A 24,773-nucleotide genomic window follows, 5' to 3' on the forward strand; every position below is an offset into this window, starting at 1 on the left:
CGAACCATTCGTCCGAAGTGTCACCCATGTCCTGGAACAGGTGTTACCCATGTCTCCGGTCCATACACTGCTGCAAAGAAAGTAACCAAAGAAACAGCTCTCTCACGCCCGCGGTCACACGCACGTTTGCCATGCTTGCCAGCCGACCTTGGTACTCGCCTAAGTGTCGCCCTCTCAAGTCTTACCGGGCTTGGCTCGCGCACGGTCTGACGCGCTATGACTTTTATCGCGCTGGTTCGCAGTCATTCATCCGGCACCGCGCTTCGCGCTGCCGTCGGGTTTTCTTTTTGGTGCTCTTGCCTTTACCAGCGGGCGCCGAACGTGTTTCTCAAATCTTCTATCGCCGCTTCCTGCAACGGCTCGGGGCGCGGCATTGTCGATAGGTATAGCCGCGCCGTTTCCTCCAGCTCCTCCAGCGCGTAGCTCGCGTGCGACACCGATTTCTCCCATACCACCGGTCCGAGTCGCTCCAGCAGCACCGCGCGCACGCTCGACGCCAGCGCCGCCACTTCCTCCGCCACCGCCGCATCGCCCGGTCGGCGATACGCAATCAACGGAACATGTCCAACCTTCATCACGTAGTACGGCGTGATCGGCGGCAAAACATCGTCGTTTTTCCAGACGCCCGCGAGCGTCAGCGCGACCAGATGCGTCGAATGCGTATGCACCACGCCACGCGCTTCGGCATTGCTCTCGTAGATACGGCGATGCAGCGCCAGCGTCTTCGATGGCCGTCCGCCCGACACGTGATTGCCCTCGAGATCCACCTTCGCGATGTCGTTCGGATCGAGGCGGCCAAGGCACGCATCCGTCGGCGTAATCAGCCAGCCGTCATCGAGCCGCGCGCTGATGTTGCCCGCGCTGCCCACCGTGTAACGACGCTCGTACAGGCTCCTGCCCGTGATGCAAATCTCTTCGCGAATCGAGTTTTCGGTCGTCGCCATCACAGTGCCTTCAACGCCTTCTCGAAGAAATCGGTCGCGCCGAAATTGCCGGACTTGAGCGCGAGAGCGAGCGACTCATCAGCATTCGCGCCGATGGACTGCGTCGCCGGCACGCCCGGATCGATCTGCGGACCGATGCGCAACGAACGCACGTCGAGCGCCTGCACCACCGCACCCGACGTCTCGCCACCCGCGACGACAAACTTGCGCACGCCATCGTCCCGCAACTGACGCGCGATCGACGCGAGCGCATCTTCCACCAGTTGTCCCGCTTTCTCGACGCCCAGTTCCTTCTGCACCGCCTTCACTTCATCGGGCGATGAAGTCGCGTAAATCAGCACCGGCTCGTCGTGTTTGCGCGCGAATTCGACGGCGTTCTGCACCACCGGCTCGCCACGCGAAAGCGCCAGCGGATCGACTCGGAATCCCGGCTTCGATTCGCGCCAGCGCGCAACCTGCGCGTTCGTCGCCTTCGATGCGCTGCCCGCCAGCACCACCGACTTGCCCTCGATCTTCGGCAGATCGGCGGCATGTTCCGCGTGTGCAAGCAGATTCGCCGCGCGGAAGTTCTCCGGAAGCCCGAGCGCGATGCCCGAGCCGCCCGTAATCAGCGCGAGATCGCGGCATGCAGCGCCCAGCGTGTGGAGATCGGCGTCGGACACGGCATCCGCGATCGCGAGGCGCACGCCGTCCTGCTTCAACTCGTCGATGCGCGCGCGGATCGCGTCCGCGCCCTTCGCGATCGTGTCGTAGCGAATCAGCCCGACTTTCGATTTCGTCTGACGCTGCAACACGCGCACGAGGTTCGGATCGGTCATCGGCGTAAGCGGATGATTCTCCATGCCCGACTCGTTCAGCAGCACATCGCCGACAAACAGATTGCCGCGAAAGATCGTGCGGCCGTTCTCCGGGAACGCGGGGCAGGCGATCGTGAAATCGTCCTTCAGCGCATCGAGCAACGCATCCGCGACCGGGCCGATGTTGCCGAGGTCGGTCGAATCGAAGGTCGAGCAATACTTGAAGAAGAACTGGCGGCAACCCTGCGCGCGCAGCCATTCGAGCGCATCGAGCGACTGGCGCACGGCGTCGTCGGCGGGAATCGTGCGCGACTTCAGCGCGACGACGATCGCGTCCGCGTCGATCCGCACGCCCGCTTCGGGAATGCCGATGGTCTGCACCGTGCGCATGCCGCCGCGCACGAGCATGTTGGCGAGATCGGTCGCGCCGGTGAAATCGTCGGCGATACAGCCGAGCAGTGCCTGCGCCGCTTGCGTCATTACTTCGCTCCCTTCGGAATGTCGATGCCCGGAAAGATCTTGATGACCGCGGAATCGTCCTCGCCGCCGTGGCCCGCCGTGGACGCCATCATGAACATCTGGTGCGCCGCCGCCGAAAGCGGCAGCGGGAATTTCGACGTGCGCGCGGTATCGAGCACGAGGCCGAGATCCTTCACGAAAATATCGACGGCGGACAGCGGCGTGTAATCGCCCGACAGAATGTGCGGTACGCGGTTCTCGAACATCCACGAGTTGCCGGCGCTGTGCGTGATGACGTCGTAGAGCGCATCGGGATCGACGCCCTCGCGCAGGCCGAGCGCCATCGCTTCGGCGGCCGCGGCGATATGCACGCCCGCGAGAAGCTGATTGATGATCTTCACCTTCGAGCCCGCGCCGTGCGCGTCGCCCAGGCGATAGACCTTGCCCGCGATCGCGTCGAGCACGTCCTCGCACGCGGCGTAGGCGTCGGCGGGGCCGGAAGTCATCATCGTCATTTCGCCGGAATTGGCCTTGCCCGCGCCGCCGGACAAGGGCGCGTCGAGCAGCAGCACGCCTTTTTCGCCGATGCGTTTGCCGAGGTCCGCGGCGAATTGCGGCGATACCGTCGCGCACGCGAGCACGACGCTGCCAGGCTTCATCGCGTCGACCGCGCCGTTCTCGCCGAACAGCACGGCTTCGGTCTGCGCCGCGTTGACGACGACCGTCAGCACGACGTCGCACTTGCCGCCCAACTCCGCCGGCGATGCGCACTCGATGCCGCCTTCGGCCGCGAACGCATCGAGCACGGGCTTTCTCACATCGCACGCGTGAACGGCGAAGCCCGCGCGCAACAGCGAGCGCGCGACGCCCATGCCCATTGCCCCCAGACCGATGACTCCCACGTTTCTCGTCATAGCGTTTCTCGTCCCGATGAATTAGCAGATGCCGGCTTCCGCCAGACGGCGCGCGGCGTTGATGAGATGGGTCTGCGCGGCGTTGCGCGCGGCGGCGGGATCGCGCAGGCGGATCGCCTCGACGATCGCCGCGTGCTCTTCGCGCACCTGCCGCATGAAATCCTCGCGCAGCGCCTCGTTGCCGCGCGTGACGATCGTGCCGGCTTCGAGATACTGGTTCAGAAAGGTGAGGGTTTTCAGGAAGTACGGGTTGCCCGTCGCGTTCGCGATCTCGCGGTGGAACGCGACGTCTTCCTCGACGCCATTCCTGCCCGCACGCACCGCTTCGTCGATGCGCGCGAGCGTGCCTTCGATGACGGCGAGTTGTTCGTCGCTGCGACGCTGCGCGGCTTCGGACGCGACTTCGGCTTCGATCGCCCGGCGCAGCGCGAGAATCTGCACGACCGCGCCCGGCTCGATCGCCTGCGCGTAATCGATGCGCAGCGGCCTGATGCCCGCCCGCTCCACGATGAACACGCCGCTGCCCTGACGCGGCTCGACCATGCCTTCGTTCTTCAGCCGCGAAATGGCTTCGCGGATCACCGTGCGGCTCACGCCGAATTCCTGCGCGAGCACGGCTTCGGTCGGCAGCTTGCCGGTCGCGGCGAAACTGCCCTTCTCGATCAACTTCTGCAATTGCTGCGCAACCGTGTCGGACAGCGCGCGCGGCGGAATCTTCTCGAACATTCGACTCGATGAGGCTCGTAAGGTCATCGGGTCATCATACAAGTTTCGAGAAAGACGTCGACCGGGGAGTAACCCTCGGTGCGGTGCTATCGCGCGAGCGGCTCGTCGATGAGCGCGAGCGCGTCGCGGATTTCGGAGACGTCGCCGGGGCGCACGAGGCGCGCGACTTCCTTGCCGCCGAGCATGAAGACGAGCGTCGGCCAGAGCTTCACGCGAAACGAGCGGCCGAGCGGGCGGCCGCTGCCGTCTTCGATCTTCATGTGCTTCACCGCGCCGTGACCCTGGAACGCCTGCGCGATCAGCGGCTGCGCGGCGCGACAAAAGCCGCACCAGTCGGTGCCGAATTCGACGACCATCGGGCCGCTCAGCGCATCGATTTCGGCGCGCCCCGGCGCGGTCTTCGCGTATTCGGTATTCATGCTCATAAGGTCGTCCTTGCTCGCTTTCGTGCCGATGAAATTAGCAGAAAGCTTGCCCGCGTGCCAAAGCGAGCGGACGCAGAGCAGGGATATTACGATCCGATCGCGATCCCGGTCACCTCCTGATTGGCGCCGCCCGTGATCGTCACCGGTATGTTCATGCGCAGCGCCATCATGAAAAGGCTGTTCCGGTTGTCGTAGTTGTCCCGGTTGGGCCACATCTGCGCGCAGTACCGCGAGCCATCGCTCGTCTGGAGCACATAGGTGATCGCCGAGATCTGATCCTTGTCGACGATTCTCGTCACCATGCCCGTGCGGCTGTCCTGCAATTTCAGAAACGAGCAACTCAGGGACGGTATCGCCGAATCGCTCGGCGCAACGGCGAGTCCGGTGATGGTTCCGGAATCGTCGCCGGAGAGCGCGACAGGCAGTCCGTAATCCAGCGCCATCATCAGGAGTTTGTTTCTGTTCTCGTGAGTGACGATATTCAACTGCCCACAATACAAGACGCCCTCGCCTGTTTTGAGGACGAAGCTGACTTTATCGAGATCATTTGAATCGATAATGCGGGTGAGAAATCCGCCTCTGACACCCGTTAGCGGAATGCCGCCTTGAACGATGCTGAGATCGACTGAGCTATCAAACTGTCGCACGTGTAACCTTTCTCATTTATGAATATTGATTCGCGCGCGCCGGGATTATCGCACGACGCGGCATCGACATAATTACGGTCGATCCGTGCGCGCTTCGTTCGGCTGAGAATCGCCGCCGCCCTCGACAAGCGCATGGCCGAAAGCACCGACGACCGCTGTTCTCACATAACTGTTTATTCCGCCGACCAGCATCACGAAACGTCCCGATTCAAGCGCGAGGCGCATCAGCGCATCTCGGTTGCGCCGCCGCCGGACGTCCATCTGGGCGCAGTATTGCGTGCCGTCACGCGTTTGCACGAGGTAATTGACATAGGCCGAGGCATCGGAATCGATGATACGGACGATCACGCCGATCTGCGCGCCATTCAATGGCATCCCCGGGCAGATGAGCGAGGGAATCACCGGCGAGCTTTTGCTTTTCATTTGAAGGTTTCCTGACATGCAGCGCCGCTCCTTGAAATCGAATTAAAATCCCGGTTATCCAGTTCTTCGTTTTCTCGAAAGATTCTTCCCATTGTTTTACCGATCGACATATATCACCATTATTATGTAAGCCTTGAAACACAAATTAAAACGCAAAGCGTCACCGCGCACATTGCTGAAACGATGCGCGATCGAAACACCCGGTTTTTAATAATGATAATCGAATCGGACTGATTTATCGACGCCGATCGCCTCGACTGTCAGCTTCAATCTACGTCAATATTTGGGCAGTCAATAATCCAAATTGTCATTTTTTGAGCTGTCCAGGACACAAAAAAGCGCCGCCTTTCCGGCGGCGCTCGAATGACGAGGAGGGGGTGCTCAGGCGCGCGCCATGCGCGTCCGGCGTGCCTCGTAGGCCTTCAGATGCGCATAGGCCACCGCCAGCGCCGACACGCCGCCGACCGCCGTGCGCCGCCGCGCCAGCAAGTCCCCGACGATGTGATCCGCCTCGATCGGCGCGCCGTTCTCCAGATCGCGCAGCATCGACGCGGTCATCAGCGAGCCGCGCTCGGAGAAGAACGCACGGGCGCGCGCGACGACCGGCTCGCCCGGCGCGTGCGCGTTGTCGGCGGCGATGCCCGCGCATTCGTCGAAGAGCTGGACGAGCAGCGCTTCGCCGCCCGGCGCCGCGAGAATATCGCCGATGGGCGCGCGCATCAGGCACGTGGCGGTCGCGAGCGTCGCGAGGAACACCCACTTGTCCCACATCGATTGCAGGATGTCCTCGCTCACGTTCAGATCGAAGCCCGCGCCGCCGAGTTGCGCGGCGATCGCGTCGATGCGCGCGGAACGGCCGCCGCCGCGTTCGCCGATGGTCATCGAATGCATGTTGTTCAGATGCAGGATTTCGCCTTCGGCGTCGAGCGTCGCGGCGATCACGCATTGGCCGCCCAGGACGTTCGCCGGATCGAAGCGCGCATCGAGCGCGTCGAGATGGCCCATGCCGTTCAGAAGCGGCAGGATCGCGGTGCCGGGGCCGACCGCGGGCGCGAAGGAATCGATCGCGCCTTGCAGGTCGTAGGCCTTGCAGCTCAGCAGCACGAGATCGTATGGCTGGTCGATGTCCTTCGCGAGCACCATCGGCGGACAGGCGAACGCGAGATCGCCCTCCGGGCTCTTCACTTTCAGGCCGCATTGCCGCAGCCGCTCGGCGCGCCGCTCGCGCACGAGGAAGGTCACGTCCCTGCCCGCTTCGAGCAACCGCGCGCCGAAATATCCGCCGATGGCCCCCGCGCCCACTACCAGAATCCGCATGTCTTGCTCCTTGTTGGTCAGATGCACCGCTTCACGCCTGCCACACGCCATAGCCCGCTTCGCGCAAGCCGATCGCCAGTTCCACTTCCATCTCGCGCGCGCCGTCGTAGGGCATCGGGTTGTACATCTCGTACAGATGCGGCAAGAGCCGCAGCCCGAAATCGCGCACGTAGCGGTTCGACTGGATGCCCGCCTTGTGCTTGTCGAAGCGCACGTCGGGATCGATGCCCGTCATGCCCACGTAGACGAACGGCATGCCGATCACGTAGTCCGGATTCGCGCGGCGAAAGCGCGCTTCGTTCCAGACGGTGCCGGCGAGTTCGATCACGTAGACGGAGTAATGATGGCTGCGCGCGCGCCGGGAGGGCGGCATGTTTCAAGTGGCCTTCGCGGCGTGCTCGTTGCGGGCGTTCATTCTAAGACGGCGAGGCGCCACGCGCTCGATCGTCCGGCGCGCGCCCTGCCGGATGCGGCTCGAAGTGGTAAATTCGGGGCGGTCTGCGCTCGCGCAAGACGATTGGATCGCCGCACGGCCCGTCGAGCCGCCGATCGAACCCGAGACGACCTCTCACGCGAGCGCCGCTCCCATCGACACGTTTTCATCCCGAAGCCGCGCCACGAGCCGCGTCCGCTTCGGTCATCCGGAGATCAAGCATGAGCAAACAAGCTATCGGCGTGGTGGGCCTCGCCGTCATGGGCCGCAATCTGGCCTTGAACATCGAGAGCCGCGGTCACGCCGTTTCGGTCTACAACCGCAGCCGCGCCAAAACCGACGAACTGATTGCCGAACATCCCGACAAGAAGCTCGTACCGACCTATACGCTCGAAGAGTTCGTCGAGTCGCTCGAAAAGCCGCGCCGCATTCTGATGATGGTGAAGGCAGGCGCAGGCACCGACGAGACCATCGCTTCGCTGCGTCCGCTGCTGGAGAAGGGCGACATTCTCATCGACGGCGGCAACACGCATTTCACCGACACCATCCGCCGCAATCAGGATCTCGCGAAGTCGGGCCTGCATTTCATCGGCACGGGCGTGTCGGGCGGCGAGGAAGGCGCGCTGAAAGGCCCGTCGATCATGCCGGGCGGACAGAAGGAAGCCTACGAACTCGTCGCGCCGATCCTCACAGAGATCGCGGCGAAGGCGCCGGATGGCGAGCCGTGCGTCGCCTACATGGGTCCGGACGGCGCGGGCCATTTCGTGAAGATGGTGCACAACGGCATCGAGTACGGCGACATGCAGCTGATCGCCGAGAGCTATGACGTGCTGAAGCGCGTCGCCGGTTTGTCGAACGAAGAACTCGGCAAGGTGTATGTCGAGTGGAATCAGGGCGAGCTGGACAGCTATCTAATCGAGATCACGTCGAAGATCTTCGCGAAGAAGGACGATGAAACCGGCAAGGATCTCGTCGATGTGATTCTCGACCGCGCCGCGCAAAAAGGCACGGGCAAGTGGACGAGCCAGAATGCGCTCGATCTCGGCGCGCCGCTGCCTCTGATTACCGAAGCCGTGTTCGCGCGCGTGCTGTCGTCGCTGAAGGATCAGCGCGTGGCGGCGAGCAAGGTCTTGAGCGGCCCCGCGCCCAAGTTCGACGGCGATCGCGCGGCGTTCGTCGAGTCGGTGCGGCGCGCGTTGTATCTCAGCAAGATCGTGTCGTATGCGCAGGGGTTCGCGCAGTTGCGCGCGGCATCGGAAGAATACAAGTGGGACCTGCATTACGGCGAGATCGCCAAGATCTTCCGCGCGGGCTGCATCATCCGCGCGCGCTTCCTGCAGAAGATCACGGATGCGTATGACAAGAACGCGCAGCTCGCGAATCTGCTGCTCGATCCGTATTTCAGCGATATCGCCGCGAAGTATCAGGACGCATTGCGCGATGTGGTCGTCGCGGCGGTGAAGGCGGGGATTCCGGTGCCCGCGTTCTCGTCGGCGATTGCCTATTTCGATGCGTATCGCTCGGAGCGGCTGCCCGCGAATCTCGTGCAGGCGCAGCGGGACTTCTTCGGCGCGCATACGTTCGAACGCGTGGACAAGGCGGGGAGTTTTCACGCGAACTGGGCGTGATTCCGGAACGATTCCGACTCTGAGGTGAGAAACGCGGCTCTTGCGGGAGTCGCGTTTTTTTTGCCGTATCGCACGTGGATTTACTGCTAAACCGCAAGCGTTGATTGCTTAGGTATACCAAACTATTATCGTCCGACTTTTGAATGATTTACGGACGAACATGGGCAACCGTTACCAATACGGCGTGCATACGGATTTAGAACCCGCCGAGCTATTCTTTCTTATCACCATTGACGAGACCTACAGAGAGACCGGCATAGACGATCTGTCGAGCATCGCGATGATCCTGCTGGGTCAGCCGTTCCTTCCGACACGTGGCAAATTCAATTTGGCGGTCAAGGGTACGTCAGTTGCGTCGATCGTCTCCAGAACGATGCTGCCCTTCGACATCAAATACAGAATCTTGCCGACAGTGACGTCCTTTTCAAGTCTTTTTACGTTGCGCGTCAAGTTCACTCGCAATCTGGGAGCCTTCGTTGGAAGGGCGATTCCGGGTGTCGGCTGGGTGCTTCTCGCCACCGATGTATCGACCATTCTGTTTCGATCAGTTCAGTCTTATAACGGCATCGTGAAACCCGAGGATCGACTATAAATGACTGCTCGACAGGAAGCGTGGAAGCGGCTCGTCGACTTCATCGAAGTGAAGCTGGGCAAGCCGTTCCTGGGACAAAACAGCCTCGCACCCGAGACCGATCTGTATCACGACCTCGACTTGAATCCACCGGAGATTTCAGCGTTGCTCAATGAGTGGGGAACGATATTCGGCGTCGACATGAGCGAATTCGAGCTTGGCCACTATTACCCGTTCATTCAGTTGAGCAAGCCGGCCTTTTTCTGGACAGTACTCAAGTCACCGTTCAGCCTCGAGGCTCGAGAAACGCTCGGCGGATGGCAGCTCACACTCGGCATGCTGGAGGAAGCGATGATTCGAGGAAAATGGGTGATCGACTAAAGCATCCGAATCAAGCAAGCGTCACCCACTCGGCGTTTCTCTCGCTGCTCCTCAACACCGCATCCACGAACCTCAATCCTGCGACCCCGTCCTCGACAGTCGTGAGCCAGTCATCCCCTTGCGTAGTTCCGCTCGCGATGCACGCCGCCGCATCCGTATAAACCTGCGCGAACGCTTCCAGATAACCTTCCGGATGCCCGGCCGGTACGCGCGTCGCGTGCAGCGCTTCGGAGCTTTGCACGCGGCCGCGCGTGATCCGTTCCGACGCCCCGCCTATCGGTGTGAACCACAACTCGTTCGGCGTCTCTTGATCGAATGCGATGCCCGCCTTCGTGCCGTACACACGCAGGCGCAGCGCGTTCTCCTCGCCCGCCGCGACCTGGCTCGCCCACAGCATCCCGCGCGCGCCGCCGGCATAGCGGAACATCGCCTGCACGTGATCGTCGACACGGCGATTCGGCACGAACGTCGTCACGTCCGCCGACAACTCCGCCGGCCTCATGCCCGTCACGTACTCCGCGAGCTGATACGCGTGCGTGCCGATATCGCCGAGACAGCCCGCCGGACCGGCCAGCGCCGGATCGGTGCGCCACACCGCCTGCCGGTTCGCCTGCGTCTCGACGGGCAGCGACAGCCAGTCCTGCGCGTACTCGACCTGCACGACGCGGATATCGCCGAGCAACCCACGCCGCACCATCCCGCGCGCGTGACGCACGAGCGGATAGCCCGTGTACGTATAAGTCACCGCGAACACGCGATCCTTCTCGCGCGCGAGTTTCGCCAGCGCCTCGCCTTCATCGAGCGACACGGCGAGCGGCTTGTCGCAGATCACGTGAATGCCGGCTTCGAGAAACGCGGTCGCGATCGGCGCATGCAGATGATTCGGCGTGACGATCGCCACCGCCTCGATGCCGTCCGAGCGCCCGGCCTCGATGCGCGCCATCTCGCGATAATCGTCGTAGCTGCGCGTAAGCCCGATCGCCGCCGCGCTCGCAGCCGCACGCCGCGCATCCGACGACAGCGCGCCCGCCACCAGTTCGTAGCGATCATCGAGCCGCGCGGCCATGCGATGCACCGCGCCGATGAACGCGCCCTCGCCGCCGCCGACCATCCCCAATCGCACGCGGTTCATCGCGTCTCTCCCGCTTTGTCGCCGATGCCGAGCACGTCGCGCATCTGCTCGCGGCTTGCGCCGCTGCCGGCGAAGTCATCGAACGCACGCTCGGCCACGCGAATGATTCGATCGCGGATGAACACCGCGCCTTCGCGCGCGCCGTCTTCCGGATGCTTCAACGCGCACTCCCATTCGAGCACGGCCCAGCCGGGAAAATCGTATTGCGCCATCTTCGAGAAAATCGCCTTGAAGTCGATCTGGCCATCGCCCAGGGAACGAAAACGTCCCGCGCGATCTGTCCATCCCGAATAGCCGCCGTACACGCCCTGCTTCCCGTTCGGCCGGAACTCCGCGTCCTTCACGTGAAACGCCTTGATGCGCGGATGATAGATATCGATGAACGCGAGGTAATCGAGTTGCTGCAGCACGAAGTGACTCGGATCGAACAGGATATTCGCCCGCGGATGATCGTCCACCGCCGCGAGAAAGCGCTCGAACGTGACGCCATCGTGGAGATCCTCGCCGGGATGCAGTTCGTAGCACACGTCGATGCCCGCGCGATCGAACTCGTCGAGAATAGGACGCCAGCGTTTCGCGAGCTCGTCGAATGCGGCTTCCACCAGACCCGCCGGACGCTGCGGCCACGGATAAACATACGGCCACGCGAGCGCGCCCGAAAACGTCACGTGCGCGCTCAGGCCCAGACGCTTCGACGCGGCCGCCGCGAGCTTCAGTTGCGATATCGCCCATTGCGTGCGCGCCGCGGGATTGCCGCGCACGTGCGGCGCGGCGAAGCCATCGAACAATGTGTCGTAGGCGGGATGCACCGCGATCAACTGCCCTTGCAGATGCGTGGACAATTCGGTGATCGCGACGCCCGCATCGTCCACCGTGCGGCGGATGTCGTCGCAATAGGCATCGCTCGATGCGGCTTGTTCCAGATCGATCAGGCGCGGATCGGCGGGCACCTGTACGCCCTCGTAACCGAGCGAGCCCGCCCACGACGCGAGGTTCTGCAACGTATCGAACGGCGGCCGATCGCCCATGAACTGCGCGAGAAATATCGCCGGCCCCTTGATGGTCTTCATCGTTCGCCTCCAAGAGAAAGAAGGCCGGGTGAACGGCCTTCGCGCATCAGAACGGCGAGTTCGGGAAGTAGAACTGCTTGGCGTTGTCCTTCGTGATGAGCACCGACGGGATGATCGTCGTCGGCGGCAGCTTGTCGCCCTTCAGGCGCGCCTCGGCGGTGAGCTTGATCGCGTCGTAGATGAACTTCGGCGAGTACGACACGTCGGCCTGCACGCGCTTGTCGCCATCCATGATGCGCTTCACGGCTTCCTTCGATCCCGCGCCGCCGAAGACGATCTTGATGTCCGTGCGCTTCGCCTGATCGATCGCCTTCAGCACGCCGACCATCATGTCGTCGTCGGCGGCCCAGACGGCGTCGATGTGCTTGAAGCGCGTGAGATAGTCCTGCATCACTTTGAAGGCGTCGTCGCGGTTCCAGTTCGCGTACTTCGCATCGAGGATCTTCATGTCCGGATGCTGCTTGATCACGCCTTCGAACGCGGTCCAGCGCTCGTTGTCGAGGGTCGTGGGAATGCCGCGCAGCGCGACGATATCGCCCTTGCCGTTCATCGTCTTCGCGAGATACTCGGCGGGAATCTTGCCGAACGCGGTGTTGTCGCCGGCGACATAGGCATCCTGCGCGCTGGTATCGGTGAGACCGCGATCGACCACCGTCACGTACACGCCCTTCTTCTTCACCTGCGCGACAGGCTGCGTGAGCGACGCCGATTCCTGCGGGAAGATCACGAGCGCGTTGATCTTGTTGACCGTCACGAGATCCTGCAACTGGTTCGCCTGCTCGGGCGCGGTGCCGGCCGTCTTCACGATCACCTTCAGGTCCGGATGCGCCTTCTCCAGTTCCTTCTTTGCCTCGTTGGCCCACCACACGATGCCGCCCGTGAAGCCGTGATCCGCGGTCGGAATGGCGACGCCGAGCACGACCTTTTCGTCGGCATGAGCGGACGACGATGCAGCGGCGAACGCGCTTGCCGCGAGCGTGAGCGCGCCGAGCGCGCGAAGCATTTTATTCATGACGATGTCTCCGGATTTGTAGGCATTAACGACGACCGCGCTGCAAAACTGCTACGAGGATGATCACGGCGCCCTGCACCGCCGCATTCAGATACACGCTGATGATGCTCGTCAGGTTCAGGATGTTGTTGATGACCGAAAGCAGGATCGCGCCGATGACCGTGCCGATCACGCGCCCTTCGCCGCCTTTTAGCGCGGTGCCGCCGACCACGACGGACGCGATCGCTTCGAGTTCCCACAGGAGGCCCGTCGTCGGCGTGGCAGAGCCCAGGCGCGGCACGTACAGAATCGTCGCGACGGCCACGCACAAGCCCAGCAGCACATACGTGACGATCTTCACGCGATCCACGCGAATGGCCGCATAACGCGCGACCTGCTCGCTCGAACCGATCGCCTGCACATGACGTCCGTACACCGTGCGATTGAGCACGAGCGCGCCGCCCGCCGCGACGATGAGAAAAATCCAGATCGGCACCGGCACGCCGAAGAGGCTCGCGTAATAGACCGGCCCGTACAGATCGACGAGCGCGTTGTCGAGCGTGAGCGCGCCGCCGTCCGCGAGCCACGTGAGCAGCGCGCGAAAGATGCCGAGCGTGCCCAGCGTGACGATGAACGGCTCGATGCGCCCCTTCGTCACGAGCACGCCGTGCGCGAAGCCGAACAGCGCGCCGAGCACGAGCGCGAGCACGACGCCCAGCGCGATGATCAGAAGCGGCGGCACCGCGTGTCCATGAAAGCCCTGCATGAGCGCGTTCATCATGTAGATCATGCTGCCCGCGATCAGCGCGGCCATCGAGCCGACCGACAGATCGATGCCGCCCGAGATGATCACGAAGGTCATGCCCACCGCGATGATGCCGATGAACGACGTGCGCGTGAGCACGTTCATCGCGTTGTCGAGGGTGGCGAAGTCGCCATTGAGCAGCGTGCCGCCGATGCACAACGCGATCAGCCCGATCAGCGGCCCGACGCCGAACAGAAAGCGTGCGGCGGCGGAAAGGCGGCTCTCGCTTCCGATGTCTTCAGTGTGTGCCGGTCGCATGCGCGATCAACCTCTCTTCGGTCAAAAGATCCATGCCGAGCGTCGCGACGAGCTCGCCCGCGCGCATCACCGCGACGCGATGACACAAGCCGATCAGTTCGATCAGCTCGGATGAAATCACGATCACCGCGCGGCCCTCGGCGGCTAGCCGGTGAATCAGAAAATAGATGTCGCGTTTCGCGCCGACATCGACGCCGCGTGTCGGTTCGTCGAGCACGATCACGCGCGGATCGGGATTCAGGAACTTCGCGAGCGCGAGCTTCTGCTGATTGCCGCCCGACAGCATGCGCGCGCGAATCGACGTGTTGCCCGTGCGAATGCCGAAATCGTTCACCGCTTTTTTCAATGCATCGCGTTCGGCGTGCATGTCGATGAACGGATGCGCATAGCGCTCCAGCGTCATCATCGTCAGGTTGTCTTTCAGCGCCATGTCGACGTGCAGTCCGCGTCCTTTTCTGTCCTCGCTCAGGTACGTGAGGCCCTGTCGCATCGCTTCGCGCGGATTTTTCAGGCTGACGGTTTTTCCGTCGATCACGACGCGTCCCGCGCTCAATGGCCGCAAGCCGACGAGCGCCTCGAACAATTCCGTGCGTCCCGCGCCGACGAGCCCCGCGAAGCCGAACACTTCGCCCTTCTTCACGGAGAAGCCGATGCCCTCCGCCCAGCCCGGCACCGACGCGCCTTCGACCTCGAATGCGACCGGCGCATCCGCGGCCAGCGAAGGCTTGTCGGGAAACATGTCGGAGACTTCGCGGCCGACCATCAGGTTCGCCATCTGCTGACGCGTGAGTTCATCGGTCGGCGCGCGCGCGACGAAGCGGCCATCGCGCATCACGATCACTTCGTCGGTCACGCGCTCCACTTCGTCGAGCTTGTGCGAGATATAGACGATGGTCGTGCCCGCCTCTTTCAGACGCGCCATCAGGCCGAACAGACGCTGTGTTTCCGATGGCGTCAGCGTCGCGGTCGGCTCGTCCATGATGAGCAGCCGCGCGTCGCGCAGCATCGCCTTCGCGATCTCGACCAGTTGCTTCTCCGCGACGATCAGGTCGCGCACCTTCGTATCCGGATTCTTGTGCAGGCCGACGTCGCTCAGTCGTGCACGAGCGGCTTCGCGCATCGCGGGTTCGTCGAGAAAGAAGCCTTTCTTCAGCTCGTGCCCAAGGAACATGTTCTGCGTGATGCTCAAATGGTCCGCGAGGTTCAGTTCCTGGTGAATCAGCACGATGCCCGCATGTTCGGCATCGCGTGAGCTCGCGAAGTCGCGCTGGCGCTCATCGATATAAAGCTCGCCCGCGTTCGCGCGCTCGTAGCCCGCGAGAATCTTCATCAACGTGGACTTGCCCGCGCCGTTCTCGCCGAGCAATCCGTAGATGCGGCCCGGCGCGATATCGAAGGTGACGCCGTGCAGCACGCGCACCGGCCCGAACTGCTTTTCGATGCCCTGAAAGCGCACGGCGAGGCTCATCGTCACGCGCTCCTTCGGCGAATCAGCCGATGCGGCAGCAGCACGCCCGGCACCACGGCGCGCGGATCGCGCAGGCGCTGGAGCAGGAGATCGGCGGCGGTTTCGCCGAGCAGTTGCATCGGCTGCGACACGGTGGTCAAAGGCGGATCGACATGCGCGGCGACGGCGATATCGTCGAAGCCGACGACCGCGACATCGTCCGGCACCGCCAGGCCCGCGCCGCGAAAGCCGTTCATCACGCCGATGGCGAGCGTGTCGGAGACGGCGAAAGCGGCGGTCGGTCTCGCATCGCCGAGTGCGGCGAGTTGCGCGGCCGCGCGTTCGCCGGCGTCGTAGTCGAGACTATCGAGTTCGATCAGCCACTCCGCACGCGGCTCGATGCCCGCGTCGATCAGCGCATCGCGATAGCCCGCGAGCCGCTGACGTCCGTACAGATAGCCTTGTCCCGAGTTGATGAGCGCGATGCGCCGATGACCCTTGGCCGTCAGATAGCGCACGACATCGCCCGCGGCGAGATGGTTGTCGATGCCGACATACGGCACGCCCGCGGCAGGATCGAACTCGCAGCACGCGACCCACGGCAGCGCCGACGCTTCTTCGGCGAGCGCCTTTTGCACCGCGGCGGGATCGAGGCAGATGGCGCCATCGGCGCGGCGGCCGCGCAGGAGATCGAAATAGCTTCGCTCGCGCAGCGGGTCCGCGCCGGTGTCGCACAACAGCATGAAGTAGCCGTTCTGGCGCGCGACGCTGTCGATGCCGCGCACGATCGCCGCGTAGAACGGATTGCCGAAGTCAGGGACCATTGTGAGCAGCAGGCGGCTTTCCGCCGTGCGCAGATTGCGCGCGAGCTCGTTGATGCGATAGCCGCTCGCCGCGACCGCCTCGCGGACCTTTTCGCGCGTCGCCTCGCGAACGTTCGTGTGCCCGTTGAGCACGCGCGATACCGTGGCGACCGACACGCCCGCGCGCTCGGCGACGTCGGCAATCGATACTTCCTCACGTGGACGAACCGTATCTGACATTGCGGCGTCGCTCGCGGCGATCGAGATGTAATGGATTACATTATTTGATCGGACGAGCGCGATGGCAACAGCAATCGACTAGGGACAAACGCTTAAGACAGAAATTCACACGCATGTGTCGATCCCGTGCGATGTTGCTCGTCGTAATGTGCGAGCGGGCCGATGACGCCCGACACCAATACACTCTTTTGAAGGAGCGATCCACATGCGATTCATGATGCTGATGATCCCGCGCGGCTACGAAAGCGCGCAACCTGGCACGATGCCGAGCGCGGACGCCGTCGCCGCCATGATGAAGTACAACGAGGAATTGCAGAAGGCCGGCGTGCTGCTCGCGCTCGACGGACTGCATCCGCCGTCGATGGGCGCGCGCGTCACGTTCGAAGGCGGCAAGCCGCGCGTCACCGACGGACCGTTCGCCGAAGCGAAGGAAGTCCTCGGCGGCTACTGGATGCTTCAGGTGAAGTCGCGCGAAGAAGCGATCGAATGGGCGAAGCGTTGTCCGGGATCGGACACGGAGATGATCGAAGTGCGCCAGGTGATGGAGATGGACGACTTCCCGCCGGACGTGCAGCAGGCCGCGGCGGGATTCGATGAGATGCAGAAGGCGGCGAAGCCCTGACGCACGTTACGCGATCGTCTGCAGCGCGAGCGCGATGCCCTGCCCGCCGCCGATGCACAGTGTGACGATCGCGCGCTTCACGCCGTCGCGGCGCATCGCATGGGCGAGACGCGTCGTGAGCACCGCGCCGGTCGCGCCGATCGGATGCCCGTGCGCGATCGCGCCGCCCTCCACGTTGACGATGTCTTCCGGCACGCCGAGCGTCCTCGCCACCGCGATCGGCACCGCTGCGAAGGCTTCGTTGATCTCGAAGCGCTCCACATCGCCGAGCTTCCAGCCTGCGCGCTGCAACGCCAGTTGCACGGCGGGCACCGGCCCGAGCCCGAACATGCCTGGTTCGACCGCCGCCACGCCGAACGCCGCGAGCCGCACGAACGGTTCAATGCCGCGCGCCTCGGCTTCCTTGCGGCTCGTCACGATCATCGCGGATGCGCCGCTGTTCAGCCCCGGCGCATTGCCCGCCGTGATCGTGCCGTCGGGACGAAACGCCGGGCGCAGCTTCGCAAGCGTCGCGAGCGTCGTGTCCGGGCGCGGCTGCTCATCGCGCGCGAACGCGACCGTTTCGCGGCCCGCCTTCACATCGACGCCGACGATTTCCGCATCGAAGAGGCCGTCCCGCTGCGCGGCCGCGAAGGACTGCTGCGAACGCTCGGCCCAGCGATCCTGCGCTTCACGCGTGATATCCAGCTTCGACACGAGATCTTCGGTGTGCCAGCCCGAATGCTCGCCCGAAAAGGCATCGACGAGACCGTCGCGCAGCATGCTGTCGTATATCTGCGCATTGCCCATGCGATAGCCGCGCCGCCCGCCGTCGAGCAGATACGGCGCGCGATCCATGTTCTCCATGCCGCCCGCGATCGCGAGCTTGGCGACGCCCGCCGCGATTTCGGTCGCGGCTGTCGCGATGGCCTGCGCGCCTGAGCCGCACACGCGATTCACGGCAAGCGCGGGCACCGAAACCGGCACGCCGCCGCCAACCGACGCCTGCCGCGCCGGATTCATGCGGTTGCCGGCCTGGATCACATTGCCGAACACGACCGAATCGATCGACGCAGGATCGAGCGCCTTGCCTGCGCGCCGCAGCGTTTCGGCGATGGCCGCCGCGCCGAGATCGACGGCGGGCGTGTCCTTCAGCGCGCCGTTGAACCCGCCGATCGCCGTGCGCACCGGATGACACAAAACGATGTCTTGCACGAACATGTCCTTGCCTCGCTTAACGGGGAATGCCGGTGAGATAGATGGGCTTGTCGGTCGAGAGCGATTGCTTGACCTGGCGGCCGGTTTCATCGACGAGCACTTCTTCCTGGTTCTTTTCCAGCGCGGCGAGCACTTCGTTCACCACATGCTCCGGCGTGGACTTCGGCGCGGTGACCTGCGCGGTCATGTCGGTATCGATATAGCCCGGGTGCGCCGCCACGACGAGCGTGCCCTGCTCGCGCAGTTCCTCGCGCAATGCGTTCGTGGCAGCCCACGCCGCCGCCTTCGAAATGTGATACGCGCCGCCCGCCGGCAACGAGACCCAGCTCAGCACCGAAAGAATGTTGACGACCGCGCCGCCGCCGTTCTTCTTCAGCGCGGGCGCGAACGCCTGCGTGAGCGCGATCGGGCCGAACGTGTTGATCTCCAGAAGGTCGCGGATGCCTTGCGTCGACGCCGGATCGACGAGCAGGCCGCGCGTCGTCACGCCCGCGTTGTTGACGATCACCTGCACGTGGGTATAGGTCGCGGCGGCTTCCGCGATATCGGCGGCGTTGGTCACATCGAGGCGGATCGCTTCGACGCCGGGAATATCGACGCTCTTCGGATCGCGAGCGGCGGCATAGACCTTCGCCGCGCCCGCTTCGAGCAGCGACTTCGCGAATTGCTTGCCGAGGCCGCGATTGGCGCCGGTGACGAGAACGACTTTTCCTTTGATCTGCATGGTGTGCTCCATCAAACTGTGCATATGCACTGATATCGATACGAAAAAGGCCCGCGCACGGCGAGCCTGCGCTATGCCACTCACTCCATCGTCGTCAGTTCGAACAGCGATTGGCGCAGCGCCTTTGCGCGCTTCTCGCCGAACTTCGCTTCGAATTCCGCCTGCGCGGCGCGCCATTGCGCCGACGCCTTCACGAGCGTGTCGCGGCCGGTTGCCGTCAGCCGCAAGCCGACCGCGCGCGAGCTGGCCGATTCCTGCGCCGCTTCGACCAGCCCGTCACGCTGCAAAGGCTTGAGCGCGCGCACGAGCGTGGTACGGTCCATCACCATCGAGTCGGCGAGCTCGGCCATCTGCACGCCGGGCTTGCGCCCGATCGCCGCGAGAATCGTGAACTGCGCCGCCGTGATGCCGACCGCGGTCAGATGCCGCTCGTACATCTGCGACACATAACGCGCCGCCTGACGGATCGCGAAACAGTTGCAGTCGAGAGGAGAAGAGTTGGAAGTCATGTCCCGCAGAATATGAGTGCATATGCACTTTGTCAAGCGAGGGATTCTCAATCGTCGCGATAGACGCGGCTTCGACATCGTCGGGAATCGTCGCGCGCGATGCGGCGGCGAAACGCGCCAAGCCGCTCCGGGCGTGCGATCGAGGCGAATCGGGCCTATGCCGAAATCCGCATCGGACGCGCGACTTAACACCAAGACGCGGCCAAATTGGTTTTCTACATTGCGCATGTCCGCTGCCTGTGCCGGGCCGCGCGCGAAGCGGCTGTCTTCATCGCCGGATTGCCGGCCTTTGAGGGCAAGTCCGTCTTGCCGGCACTGAACCGGTCATGTCCCATTCGATTGCCAAATCAAAAAGGAGAGCAAAACCATGCGCATCCGTACCAAACCTCTGGCGTGGCTCGTGGCATGCGCCACGGCTGCATTCGCCGCCGCGCCCTTCGCCGCGAGCGCAGACGAACTGACGGTGAAAGTGGGTTTTGCCGCGCCGCTGACGGGCGCGAACGCGGGTTACGGGAAGGACCTCCAGAACGGCGTGCAGCTCGCGCTCGACGAAGCCAACGCGAAGAAGATCACGATCGGCGGCAAGACGGCGAAGTTCGAGATCCGCGCGGAAGACGATCAGGCCGACCCGCGCGTGGGCGTGCAGGCGGCGCAGAAGCTCGTCGATGACGGCGTGGTGGTCGTCGTCGGACACTTCAATTCGGGCACGACGCTGCCCGCCTCGCCGATCTACAACAGCGCCGGCATCCCGACCATCGACCCCGCCGCGACCAATCCGACCATCACGACGCGCGGCCTGGAGAACATGTTCACGGTGATTTCGAGCGACGCGCAGAACGCAGGCAACGCCGGCGTCTACGCGGTGACGACGACGAAGGCGAAGCGCATCGCGATCATCGACGACCGCACGGCCTTCGGTCAGGGCGAGGCCGACGAATTCGAGAAGGCGGTGAAGGCGAAGGGCGGCACGATCGTCACGCGCGAGTACAGCGACAACCAGACCGTCGATTTCAGCGCGCAGCTCACGCGCATCAAGGCGACCAACGCGGATCTGATTTTCTTCGGCGGCCTCGACCGGCAGGCGGCGGCGGTCGTCAAGCGGATGAAGCAGCTCGGCATGAACGCGCAGTTCGTGGGCGGCGGCGGCGTGATGGACGCCGATTTCCTCAAGCTCGCGGGCGATGCTGCCGAGGGCGCGCAGGCGTGGGAATACGGCAGCCCGCTCGACAAGCTGCCCGAAGGCAAGGCGTTCGCCGACAAGTTCCAGAAGCGCTTCGGCGTCGCGATTCTTTCGTATGCGCCGTTCGGCTACGACGCCGCGTGGGCCGCGATCAACGCGATGCAGAAGGCCAATTCCATCGATCCGAACGTGTACCGGCCGGTCCTGAAGTCGAACTCGTTCCAAGGCATCACCGGACCGATCGCGTTCGACAGCAACGGCGCGCTGAAGAATGCATCGTCGACGCTGTATCAGGTGAAGAACGGACAGTGGGCGTCGGTCGTCACCAAGCACGGCATGTGATGACGCTTCAGGCCTGGGCCGCGTGCGTCCGGGCCTCCAGCCTCTTGCGCGTGTGCGCCGCCTCGTCGCCCAGCCATTGCGCGAATTGCTGCAATGCGGGCGACGGCGCGGGCCGCTCCGGATACGCGAGGTAATACGCCGCCCCGCTCGTCACGCACAGCGGGAACGGCGCGATCACGCGCTTCGCGCGCAAGTCTTCCTCGATCAGCGAGACATCGCCGATCGTCACGCCCAGACCCTGCATCGCCGACGACATCGCCAGATCGAGCGTGTCGAAATGCTGCGCTTTCGTCGACGGCAGGCCCGTGTAGCCGTAAGCGCCGAGCCACAGAAGCCAGTCGCGGCGGTCGCGCGTGGGATGCAGCAGCGTCTTGCCGGCGAGATCGCCGGGCGTGGGCGCGGCGTGCTTCTTCGGCTTCCACAATTCGGGCGCGCAAACCGGCGTCAGCACTTCATCGAAGAGATGATCCGCCGTCACGCCCTTGAGCGACGGCGCGGCGCCAAAGACGATCGCCGCATCGAACGGCTCCGCGCCGAACTCGACGCCGTGCGACACCGACGCCGTCACCTCCACCACCAGCTCGGGCCGCTCGTTCTGCAAGCGGATGACGCGCGGCAGGATCCAGCGCATCGCGCAGGTCGGGCACTTCACGCGCAGAATGCCGGATTGCGCGCCGCCTTTCGCCAGCGCATCGTCGATATGCGCGAACGCCTGCTGCAACGGCGCGACGAGCAGCGCGCCGTGATGCGTCAGCGCGAGCCCGCGCGCCTGCCGCGCAAAAAGCGCGTAGCCGAGATGCGCCTCCAGTCCGGCGATCTGCCGGCTGACCGCGCCCTGTGTCACGTTCAGCACCTCGGCCGCGCGCGTGAAGTTCAGCTTCTGGGCGACGACCAGAAAGGTTTTGAGCACATCGAGCGAGGGCAGCGGTTTCATCGGAGGCATCGGGTTTTTGGCATGTAGCCATGATCTGCAGGCATGGCTAGTATGACAAAGTTTCGATTGTCCGCGCTTTATTGCTGCGGTTGAATCGACGGCAATCATCGCCGAACCGCAATTCCGGAGACACTTGCCGTGCATAGCGCCTGCATTCCCGAGTCGAAGCTGCCGAATGTCGGCACGACCATTTTCACCGTCATCGGCCAGTTGGCCGAGGAGCATCACGCGCTCAACCTGTCGCAGGGCGCGCCGAACTTCGCCTGCGATCCGAAGCTGATCGAAGGCGTCGAGCGAGCCATGCGGGCAGGACATAACCAGTACTCGCCGATGTCCGGCGTGCTCGCGCTGCGCGAAGCGATCGCCGTGAAGACGCACAAGCTGTATGGCGCGCAGTACGATCCGGGCACGGAAGTCACCGTGGTGGCGAGCGCGAGCGAAGGCCTGTACGCGACGATCAGCGCGCTCGTGCATCCCGGCGACGAGGTCATCTACTTCGAGCCGTCCTTCGACAGCTATGCGCCGATCGTGCAGTTGCAGGGCGCCACGCCCGTCGCGATCAAGCTCTCGGCCGAGAATTTCCACATCGACTGGGACGAAGTCGCCGCCGCGATCACGCCGAAGACGCGCATGATTCTCGTCAATACGCCGCACAATCCGACCGGCAGCGCGTTCACGGACGCCGACATCGCACGGCTGACCGCACTCACGCGCGACACGAAAATCATCGTGCTGTCGGATGAAGTCTATGAACACGTCGTGTTCGATGACGCGCCGCATCACGGCATGGCGCGCTATCCCGAGCTGGCGGAACGCAGCGTGATCGTGTCGTCGTTCGGCAAGTCGTATCACGTGACGGGCTGGCGCGTCGGCTACTGTCTCGCGCCCGCCGCGCTGACGGCCGAGATTCGCAAGATCCACCAGTTCATGACCTTTTCCGCCGATACGCCGATGCAGATGGCGTTCGCCGAAGCGCTCGCGGACGAATCGAGCTATCTGAATCTCGGGCCGTTCTACCAGCACAAGCGCGATCTGCTCGCCGAGTCGCTTAAGGGCTCGCGCTTCGAACTGTTGCCGAGCGCGGGCAGTTTCTTCATGCTGGCGCGGTACGACGCGATCTCGAACGAATCCGACAGCGACTTCGTGCTGCGCCTGATCCGCGAGGCGCGCGTCGCGACGATTCCGCTGTCCGCGTTCTACACCGACGGCACCGATAACCACCTGATCCGTCTTTCGTTCGCGAAGGACGACGACACGCTCGTCGAAGGCGCGCGCCGCCTTTGTTCGATCTGACGACTTTTCTGGAGACCAACACGATGAAACTCAAACACATCGCCAGCGCCTTGTTCTTCGCATGCACGTTCGCGAGCGGTGCGGCGCTCGCCGCCGATACGCTGCGCTTCGGACTGGAGGCGCAATATCCGCCGTTCGAATCGAAATCGTCGACGGGCGAGTTGCAAGGGCTCGACATCGACGTCGGCAATGCTGTCTGCGCCGCCGCGAAGATGCAGTGCAAGTGGGTCGAGACGTCATTCGACGGCCTGATTCCCGCGCTGCAGGGCCGCAAGTTCGACGCGATCAACTCCGCGATGAACGCGACCGAGCAACGTCGCCAGGCGATCGACTTCACGACGGTCGTGTATCGCGTGCCGACGCAACTGATCGCGAAGAAGGGCAGCGGTCTGGAACCGACGTCGGCATCGCTGAAGGGCAAGAGCGTGGGCGTGCTGCAGGGCTCGATTCAGGAGACGTTCGCGAAGGCGCACTGGGAGAACGAAGGCGTGAAGGTCGTGCCGTATCAGGACCAGAATCAGGTGTATGCGGATCTAAAGTCCGGCCGTCTCGACGGGACGCTCGTGCTCGCGCCGGCGGGACAGAGCGGGTTCCTGTCGAAGCCGGATGGCGAAGGCTTCGCGTTCGTCGGCGCGCCGGTTCGCGACGACAAGATTCTCGGCAGCGGCATCGCCTACGGCGTGCGCAAGGGCGACGATGCGCTGAAGACGAAGCTCAACGCGGCGATCGAGAAGGTCAAGGCGGATGGGACCATCGACAAGTACGCGAAGAAGTATCTGGGGAATATCGATGTTTCGACGAAGTGAAGCGGCGGGCGCGCGGCGGCGTATTCGCCGCGCGCCTGCATTCATAGCTGCAGAAAGGCGCGAATCGCGTATTTCGCAGCGTCGAGTTCTTCTTCGGTGACCGTCTCCCCACGGAACGCGAGTTCCCTGTGGCGATGGCTCCAACTGCGAAGCTGATCGACGAGCGCGACGCCCGGGCGCTTGAGACTCGCGATGGGCACTTCGGTTTCCCAGCCGCGAATCGTCGACGTGATCGGCAGCCCCGTGAAGCGGCCTGTGATGTCGTTCATCACGATATCGGAGATCACGAGCACCGCGCGATAGCCGTCCTGCTCATTGCCTCTCGCCGGGCCGACGTGCAATCTCACCACGTCGCCCGCATCCGGAATTCCATCTTTCATTCGAAACCCTCGCGCGTCGGGTCTCCCGGACCGCCCCACTCGTCGCCGACGGGATCGCCGAAATCGATCTCCTCGTGCCGCTCGAGCGTGCCCTCGCGAAATTGCTGAATCAGCCGTTCGCGCGAAAAACGCCGAATCGCCCGATGCGGCCGCACCGCAACGTGTCCATCCTCAACGTCCACATGCACTTCCTGTCCCTCCTCCAATGAAAGTTCGCTGGCAATGTTGGCAGGAATGCGCACAGCAAGACTATTGCCCCAACGTTTTAGGATCTGCTTTGGCATGACGTCCTCATGAGACGTAGATACGTGTAGATACGGACATGCTATTCGCACGATCAATAAGGTGTCAACACGTCGATACCTGTTTCGGATC

General features: G+C 63.6%; 28 protein-coding genes. 7 read left to right on the forward strand and 21 right to left on the reverse strand.

The window, feature by feature from the left end; all coding sequences use genetic code 11:
• Positions 1-302: 302 nt before the first annotated feature.
• From QCE73_RS32730 to QCE73_RS32770, 9 genes are all read right to left on the reverse strand, one after another.
• Positions 303-944 (reverse strand): aldolase, encoded by a 642-nt coding sequence (locus QCE73_RS32730; protein ID WP_309885132.1) that lies wholly within the window; start codon positions 942-944, stop codon positions 303-305.
• Positions 944-2,221, reverse strand: coding sequence for a 3-oxo-tetronate kinase (gene otnK, locus QCE73_RS32735; RefSeq protein WP_309885133.1), 1,278 nt, complete (start codon positions 2,219-2,221; stop codon positions 944-946). Before otnK ends, QCE73_RS32730 begins: the two co-directional genes overlap by 1 nt.
• The gene (gene ltnD, locus QCE73_RS32740) at positions 2,221-3,114 is read right to left on the reverse strand and encodes an L-threonate dehydrogenase (protein WP_309885134.1); all 894 of its coding nucleotides are present in this window, start codon (positions 3,112-3,114) and stop codon (positions 2,221-2,223) included. Before ltnD ends, otnK begins: the two co-directional genes overlap by 1 nt.
• 21 nt (positions 3,115-3,135) lie before the next feature.
• A complete protein-coding gene (locus QCE73_RS32745; protein ID WP_309885135.1) occupies positions 3,136-3,840 on the reverse strand; it encodes a FadR/GntR family transcriptional regulator in 705 nt (234 codons plus the stop codon).
• An 86-nt stretch (positions 3,841-3,926) separates the two neighbouring features.
• Positions 3,927-4,265 (reverse strand): thioredoxin family protein, encoded by a 339-nt coding sequence (locus QCE73_RS32750; protein WP_309885136.1) that lies wholly within the window; start codon positions 4,263-4,265, stop codon positions 3,927-3,929.
• An 86-nt stretch (positions 4,266-4,351) separates the two neighbouring features.
• Entirely contained in the window at positions 4,352-4,912 is a 561-nt protein-coding gene (locus QCE73_RS32755) for a hypothetical protein (protein ID WP_309885137.1), read from the reverse strand.
• A 72-nt stretch (positions 4,913-4,984) separates the two neighbouring features.
• Positions 4,985-5,353 carry a hypothetical protein gene (locus QCE73_RS32760; RefSeq protein WP_309885138.1) on the reverse strand — a complete coding sequence of 123 codons (369 nt, stop codon included), beginning with the start codon at positions 5,351-5,353 and terminating at the stop codon, positions 4,985-4,987.
• Between the two features lie 363 nt (positions 5,354-5,716).
• Positions 5,717-6,652, reverse strand: a complete 936-nt coding sequence (gene panE, locus QCE73_RS32765) for a 2-dehydropantoate 2-reductase (RefSeq protein ID WP_309885139.1) — start codon at positions 6,650-6,652, stop codon at positions 5,717-5,719.
• Between the two features lie 31 nt (positions 6,653-6,683).
• Positions 6,684-7,025, reverse strand: coding sequence for a hypothetical protein (locus QCE73_RS32770; RefSeq protein WP_309885140.1), 342 nt, complete (start codon positions 7,023-7,025; stop codon positions 6,684-6,686).
• Between the two features lie 281 nt (positions 7,026-7,306).
• On the opposite strand from QCE73_RS32770, the gene gndA reads away from it, so the two are divergent.
• The 3 genes from gndA to QCE73_RS32785 all read left to right on the forward strand — a co-directional run bounded on the left by gndA (position 7,307) and on the right by QCE73_RS32785 (position 9,665).
• Complete coding sequence (gene gndA / locus QCE73_RS32775; RefSeq protein WP_035506916.1) at positions 7,307-8,713, forward strand: NADP-dependent phosphogluconate dehydrogenase; 1,407 nt, start codon at positions 7,307-7,309, stop codon at positions 8,711-8,713.
• 160 nt (positions 8,714-8,873) lie between these two features.
• Positions 8,874-9,305 carry an STM2901 family protein gene (locus QCE73_RS32780; protein WP_309885141.1) on the forward strand — a complete coding sequence of 144 codons (432 nt, stop codon included), beginning with the start codon at positions 8,874-8,876 and terminating at the stop codon, positions 9,303-9,305.
• Positions 9,306-9,665: a DUF1493 family protein gene (locus QCE73_RS32785; RefSeq protein WP_309885142.1), complete on the forward strand. Its 360-nt coding sequence runs from the start codon at positions 9,306-9,308 to the stop codon at positions 9,663-9,665.
• Positions 9,666-9,675: 10 nt separating this feature from the next.
• Here QCE73_RS32785 and QCE73_RS32790 read toward each other — a convergent pair whose 3' ends face one another.
• From QCE73_RS32790 to QCE73_RS32815, 6 genes are read right to left on the reverse strand one after another with little or no spacing between them, the layout of a single operon-like run.
• Positions 9,676-10,797: a Gfo/Idh/MocA family oxidoreductase gene (locus QCE73_RS32790; RefSeq protein ID WP_309885143.1), complete on the reverse strand. Its 1,122-nt coding sequence runs from the start codon at positions 10,795-10,797 to the stop codon at positions 9,676-9,678.
• Positions 10,794-11,867, reverse strand: a complete 1,074-nt coding sequence (locus QCE73_RS32795) for a sugar phosphate isomerase/epimerase family protein (protein WP_309885144.1) — start codon at positions 11,865-11,867, stop codon at positions 10,794-10,796. The genes QCE73_RS32790 and QCE73_RS32795 overlap by 4 nt, the downstream gene beginning before the upstream one ends.
• 46 nt (positions 11,868-11,913) lie before the next feature.
• Positions 11,914-12,879 carry a substrate-binding domain-containing protein gene (locus QCE73_RS32800; RefSeq protein ID WP_238295564.1) on the reverse strand — a complete coding sequence of 322 codons (966 nt, stop codon included), beginning with the start codon at positions 12,877-12,879 and terminating at the stop codon, positions 11,914-11,916.
• 25 nt (positions 12,880-12,904) lie between these two features.
• Positions 12,905-13,921 carry an ABC transporter permease gene (locus tag QCE73_RS32805; RefSeq protein ID WP_309885146.1) on the reverse strand — a complete coding sequence of 339 codons (1,017 nt, stop codon included), beginning with the start codon at positions 13,919-13,921 and terminating at the stop codon, positions 12,905-12,907.
• Positions 13,902-15,389 carry a sugar ABC transporter ATP-binding protein gene (locus QCE73_RS32810; protein ID WP_309885147.1) on the reverse strand — a complete coding sequence of 496 codons (1,488 nt, stop codon included), beginning with the start codon at positions 15,387-15,389 and terminating at the stop codon, positions 13,902-13,904. The genes QCE73_RS32805 and QCE73_RS32810 overlap by 20 nt, the downstream gene beginning before the upstream one ends.
• A 2-nt stretch (positions 15,390-15,391) precedes the next feature.
• Positions 15,392-16,411 carry a LacI family DNA-binding transcriptional regulator gene (locus QCE73_RS32815; RefSeq protein ID WP_035506932.1) on the reverse strand — a complete coding sequence of 340 codons (1,020 nt, stop codon included), beginning with the start codon at positions 16,409-16,411 and terminating at the stop codon, positions 15,392-15,394.
• 205 nt (positions 16,412-16,616) lie between these two features.
• Between QCE73_RS32815 and QCE73_RS32820 the strand changes: the two genes are divergently transcribed.
• Positions 16,617-17,033: a YciI family protein gene (locus tag QCE73_RS32820; protein WP_238295562.1), complete on the forward strand. Its 417-nt coding sequence runs from the start codon at positions 16,617-16,619 to the stop codon at positions 17,031-17,033.
• A gap of 6 nt (positions 17,034-17,039) precedes the next feature.
• On the opposite strand, the gene QCE73_RS32825 is transcribed toward QCE73_RS32820, so the two are convergent.
• The 3 genes from QCE73_RS32825 to QCE73_RS32835 form a co-directional block, all read right to left on the reverse strand.
• Positions 17,040-18,233: a thiolase family protein gene (locus tag QCE73_RS32825; RefSeq protein WP_309885148.1), complete on the reverse strand. Its 1,194-nt coding sequence runs from the start codon at positions 18,231-18,233 to the stop codon at positions 17,040-17,042.
• A gap of 13 nt (positions 18,234-18,246) precedes the next feature.
• Entirely contained in the window at positions 18,247-18,954 is a 708-nt protein-coding gene (locus tag QCE73_RS32830; RefSeq protein ID WP_309885149.1) for an SDR family oxidoreductase, read from the reverse strand.
• A gap of 80 nt (positions 18,955-19,034) precedes the next feature.
• Complete coding sequence (locus tag QCE73_RS32835; protein ID WP_035506939.1) at positions 19,035-19,463, reverse strand: MarR family winged helix-turn-helix transcriptional regulator; 429 nt, start codon at positions 19,461-19,463, stop codon at positions 19,035-19,037.
• 367 nt (positions 19,464-19,830) lie between these two features.
• Between QCE73_RS32835 and QCE73_RS32840 the strand changes: the two genes are divergently transcribed.
• Positions 19,831-20,985 carry a branched-chain amino acid ABC transporter substrate-binding protein gene (locus QCE73_RS32840; RefSeq protein WP_035506943.1) on the forward strand — a complete coding sequence of 385 codons (1,155 nt, stop codon included), beginning with the start codon at positions 19,831-19,833 and terminating at the stop codon, positions 20,983-20,985.
• A 7-nt stretch (positions 20,986-20,992) separates the two neighbouring features.
• Here the strand turns inward: QCE73_RS32840 and QCE73_RS32845 are convergent, their stop codons facing one another.
• Complete coding sequence (locus QCE73_RS32845) at positions 20,993-21,919, reverse strand: LysR substrate-binding domain-containing protein (protein ID WP_309885150.1); 927 nt, start codon at positions 21,917-21,919, stop codon at positions 20,993-20,995.
• A gap of 138 nt (positions 21,920-22,057) precedes the next feature.
• On the opposite strand from QCE73_RS32845, the gene QCE73_RS32850 reads away from it, so the two are divergent.
• Together QCE73_RS32850 and QCE73_RS32855 are read left to right on the forward strand one after the other, a co-directional pair.
• Positions 22,058-23,212 (forward strand): methionine aminotransferase, encoded by a 1,155-nt coding sequence (locus tag QCE73_RS32850; protein WP_309885151.1) that lies wholly within the window; start codon positions 22,058-22,060, stop codon positions 23,210-23,212.
• 23 nt (positions 23,213-23,235) lie between these two features.
• A complete protein-coding gene (locus QCE73_RS32855) occupies positions 23,236-24,018 on the forward strand; it encodes an ABC transporter substrate-binding protein (RefSeq protein WP_309885152.1) in 783 nt (260 codons plus the stop codon).
• Between the two features lie 41 nt (positions 24,019-24,059).
• On the opposite strand, the gene QCE73_RS32860 is transcribed toward QCE73_RS32855, so the two are convergent.
• On the reverse strand, positions 24,060-24,398 hold the full coding sequence (locus QCE73_RS32860; protein WP_309885154.1) for a type II toxin-antitoxin system PemK/MazF family toxin: 339 nt from the start codon (positions 24,396-24,398) through the stop codon (positions 24,060-24,062).
• The gene (locus tag QCE73_RS32865) at positions 24,395-24,682 is read right to left on the reverse strand and encodes an AbrB/MazE/SpoVT family DNA-binding domain-containing protein (protein WP_309885155.1); all 288 of its coding nucleotides are present in this window, start codon (positions 24,680-24,682) and stop codon (positions 24,395-24,397) included. Before QCE73_RS32865 ends, QCE73_RS32860 begins: the two co-directional genes overlap by 4 nt.
• Positions 24,683-24,773: the final 91 nt, after the last annotated feature.

It is taken from the genome of Caballeronia sp. LZ029, assembly GCF_031451275.1.
Lineage (GTDB): Bacteria > Pseudomonadota > Gammaproteobacteria > Burkholderiales > Burkholderiaceae > Caballeronia > Caballeronia jiangsuensis.

What these genes read in the sequence shown, in the direction of transcription:
- QCE73_RS32730 (WP_309885132.1), bottom strand. Translation starts at nt 944, where the DNA reads ATGGCGACGACCGAAAACTCGATTCGCGAAGAGATTTGCATCACGGGC.
- QCE73_RS32795 (WP_309885144.1), bottom strand. Translation starts at nt 11,867, where the DNA reads ATGAAGACCATCAAGGGGCCGGCGATATTTCTCGCGCAGTTCATGGGC.
- QCE73_RS32845 (WP_309885150.1), bottom strand. Translation starts at nt 21,919, where the DNA reads ATGAAACCGCTGCCCTCGCTCGATGTGCTCAAAACCTTTCTGGTCGTC.
- QCE73_RS32820 (WP_238295562.1), top strand. Translation starts at nt 16,617, where the DNA reads ATGCGATTCATGATGCTGATGATCCCGCGCGGCTACGAAAGCGCGCAA.
- QCE73_RS32745 (WP_309885135.1), bottom strand. Translation starts at nt 3,840, where the DNA reads ATGTTCGAGAAGATTCCGCCGCGCGCGCTGTCCGACACGGTTGCGCAG.
- QCE73_RS32790 (WP_309885143.1), bottom strand. Translation starts at nt 10,797, where the DNA reads ATGAACCGCGTGCGATTGGGGATGGTCGGCGGCGGCGAGGGCGCGTTC.
- QCE73_RS32805 (WP_309885146.1), bottom strand. Translation starts at nt 13,921, where the DNA reads ATGCGACCGGCACACACTGAAGACATCGGAAGCGAGAGCCGCCTTTCC.
- QCE73_RS32815 (WP_035506932.1), bottom strand. Translation starts at nt 16,411, where the DNA reads ATGTCAGATACGGTTCGTCCACGTGAGGAAGTATCGATTGCCGACGTC.
- QCE73_RS32840 (WP_035506943.1), top strand. Translation starts at nt 19,831, where the DNA reads ATGCGCATCCGTACCAAACCTCTGGCGTGGCTCGTGGCATGCGCCACG.
- QCE73_RS32865 (WP_309885155.1), bottom strand. Translation starts at nt 24,682, where the DNA reads ATGCCAAAGCAGATCCTAAAACGTTGGGGCAATAGTCTTGCTGTGCGC.
- QCE73_RS32835 (WP_035506939.1), bottom strand. Translation starts at nt 19,463, where the DNA reads ATGACTTCCAACTCTTCTCCTCTCGACTGCAACTGTTTCGCGATCCGT.
- gndA (WP_035506916.1), top strand. Translation starts at nt 7,307, where the DNA reads ATGAGCAAACAAGCTATCGGCGTGGTGGGCCTCGCCGTCATGGGCCGC.
- QCE73_RS32800 (WP_238295564.1), bottom strand. Translation starts at nt 12,879, where the DNA reads ATGAATAAAATGCTTCGCGCGCTCGGCGCGCTCACGCTCGCGGCAAGC.
- QCE73_RS32750 (WP_309885136.1), bottom strand. Translation starts at nt 4,265, where the DNA reads ATGAGCATGAATACCGAATACGCGAAGACCGCGCCGGGGCGCGCCGAA.
- ltnD (WP_309885134.1), bottom strand. Translation starts at nt 3,114, where the DNA reads ATGACGAGAAACGTGGGAGTCATCGGTCTGGGGGCAATGGGCATGGGC.
- QCE73_RS32855 (WP_309885152.1), top strand. Translation starts at nt 23,236, where the DNA reads ATGAAACTCAAACACATCGCCAGCGCCTTGTTCTTCGCATGCACGTTC.
- otnK (WP_309885133.1), bottom strand. Translation starts at nt 2,221, where the DNA reads ATGACGCAAGCGGCGCAGGCACTGCTCGGCTGTATCGCCGACGATTTC.
- QCE73_RS32785 (WP_309885142.1), top strand. Translation starts at nt 9,306, where the DNA reads ATGACTGCTCGACAGGAAGCGTGGAAGCGGCTCGTCGACTTCATCGAA.
- QCE73_RS32810 (WP_309885147.1), bottom strand. Translation starts at nt 15,389, where the DNA reads ATGAGCCTCGCCGTGCGCTTTCAGGGCATCGAAAAGCAGTTCGGGCCG.
- QCE73_RS32860 (WP_309885154.1), bottom strand. Translation starts at nt 24,398, where the DNA reads ATGAAAGATGGAATTCCGGATGCGGGCGACGTGGTGAGATTGCACGTC.
- panE (WP_309885139.1), bottom strand. Translation starts at nt 6,652, where the DNA reads ATGCGGATTCTGGTAGTGGGCGCGGGGGCCATCGGCGGATATTTCGGC.
- QCE73_RS32830 (WP_309885149.1), bottom strand. Translation starts at nt 18,954, where the DNA reads ATGCAGATCAAAGGAAAAGTCGTTCTCGTCACCGGCGCCAATCGCGGC.
- QCE73_RS32760 (WP_309885138.1), bottom strand. Translation starts at nt 5,353, where the DNA reads ATGTCAGGAAACCTTCAAATGAAAAGCAAAAGCTCGCCGGTGATTCCC.
- QCE73_RS32770 (WP_309885140.1), bottom strand. Translation starts at nt 7,025, where the DNA reads ATGCCGCCCTCCCGGCGCGCGCGCAGCCATCATTACTCCGTCTACGTG.
- QCE73_RS32780 (WP_309885141.1), top strand. Translation starts at nt 8,874, where the DNA reads ATGGGCAACCGTTACCAATACGGCGTGCATACGGATTTAGAACCCGCC.
- QCE73_RS32825 (WP_309885148.1), bottom strand. Translation starts at nt 18,233, where the DNA reads ATGTTCGTGCAAGACATCGTTTTGTGTCATCCGGTGCGCACGGCGATC.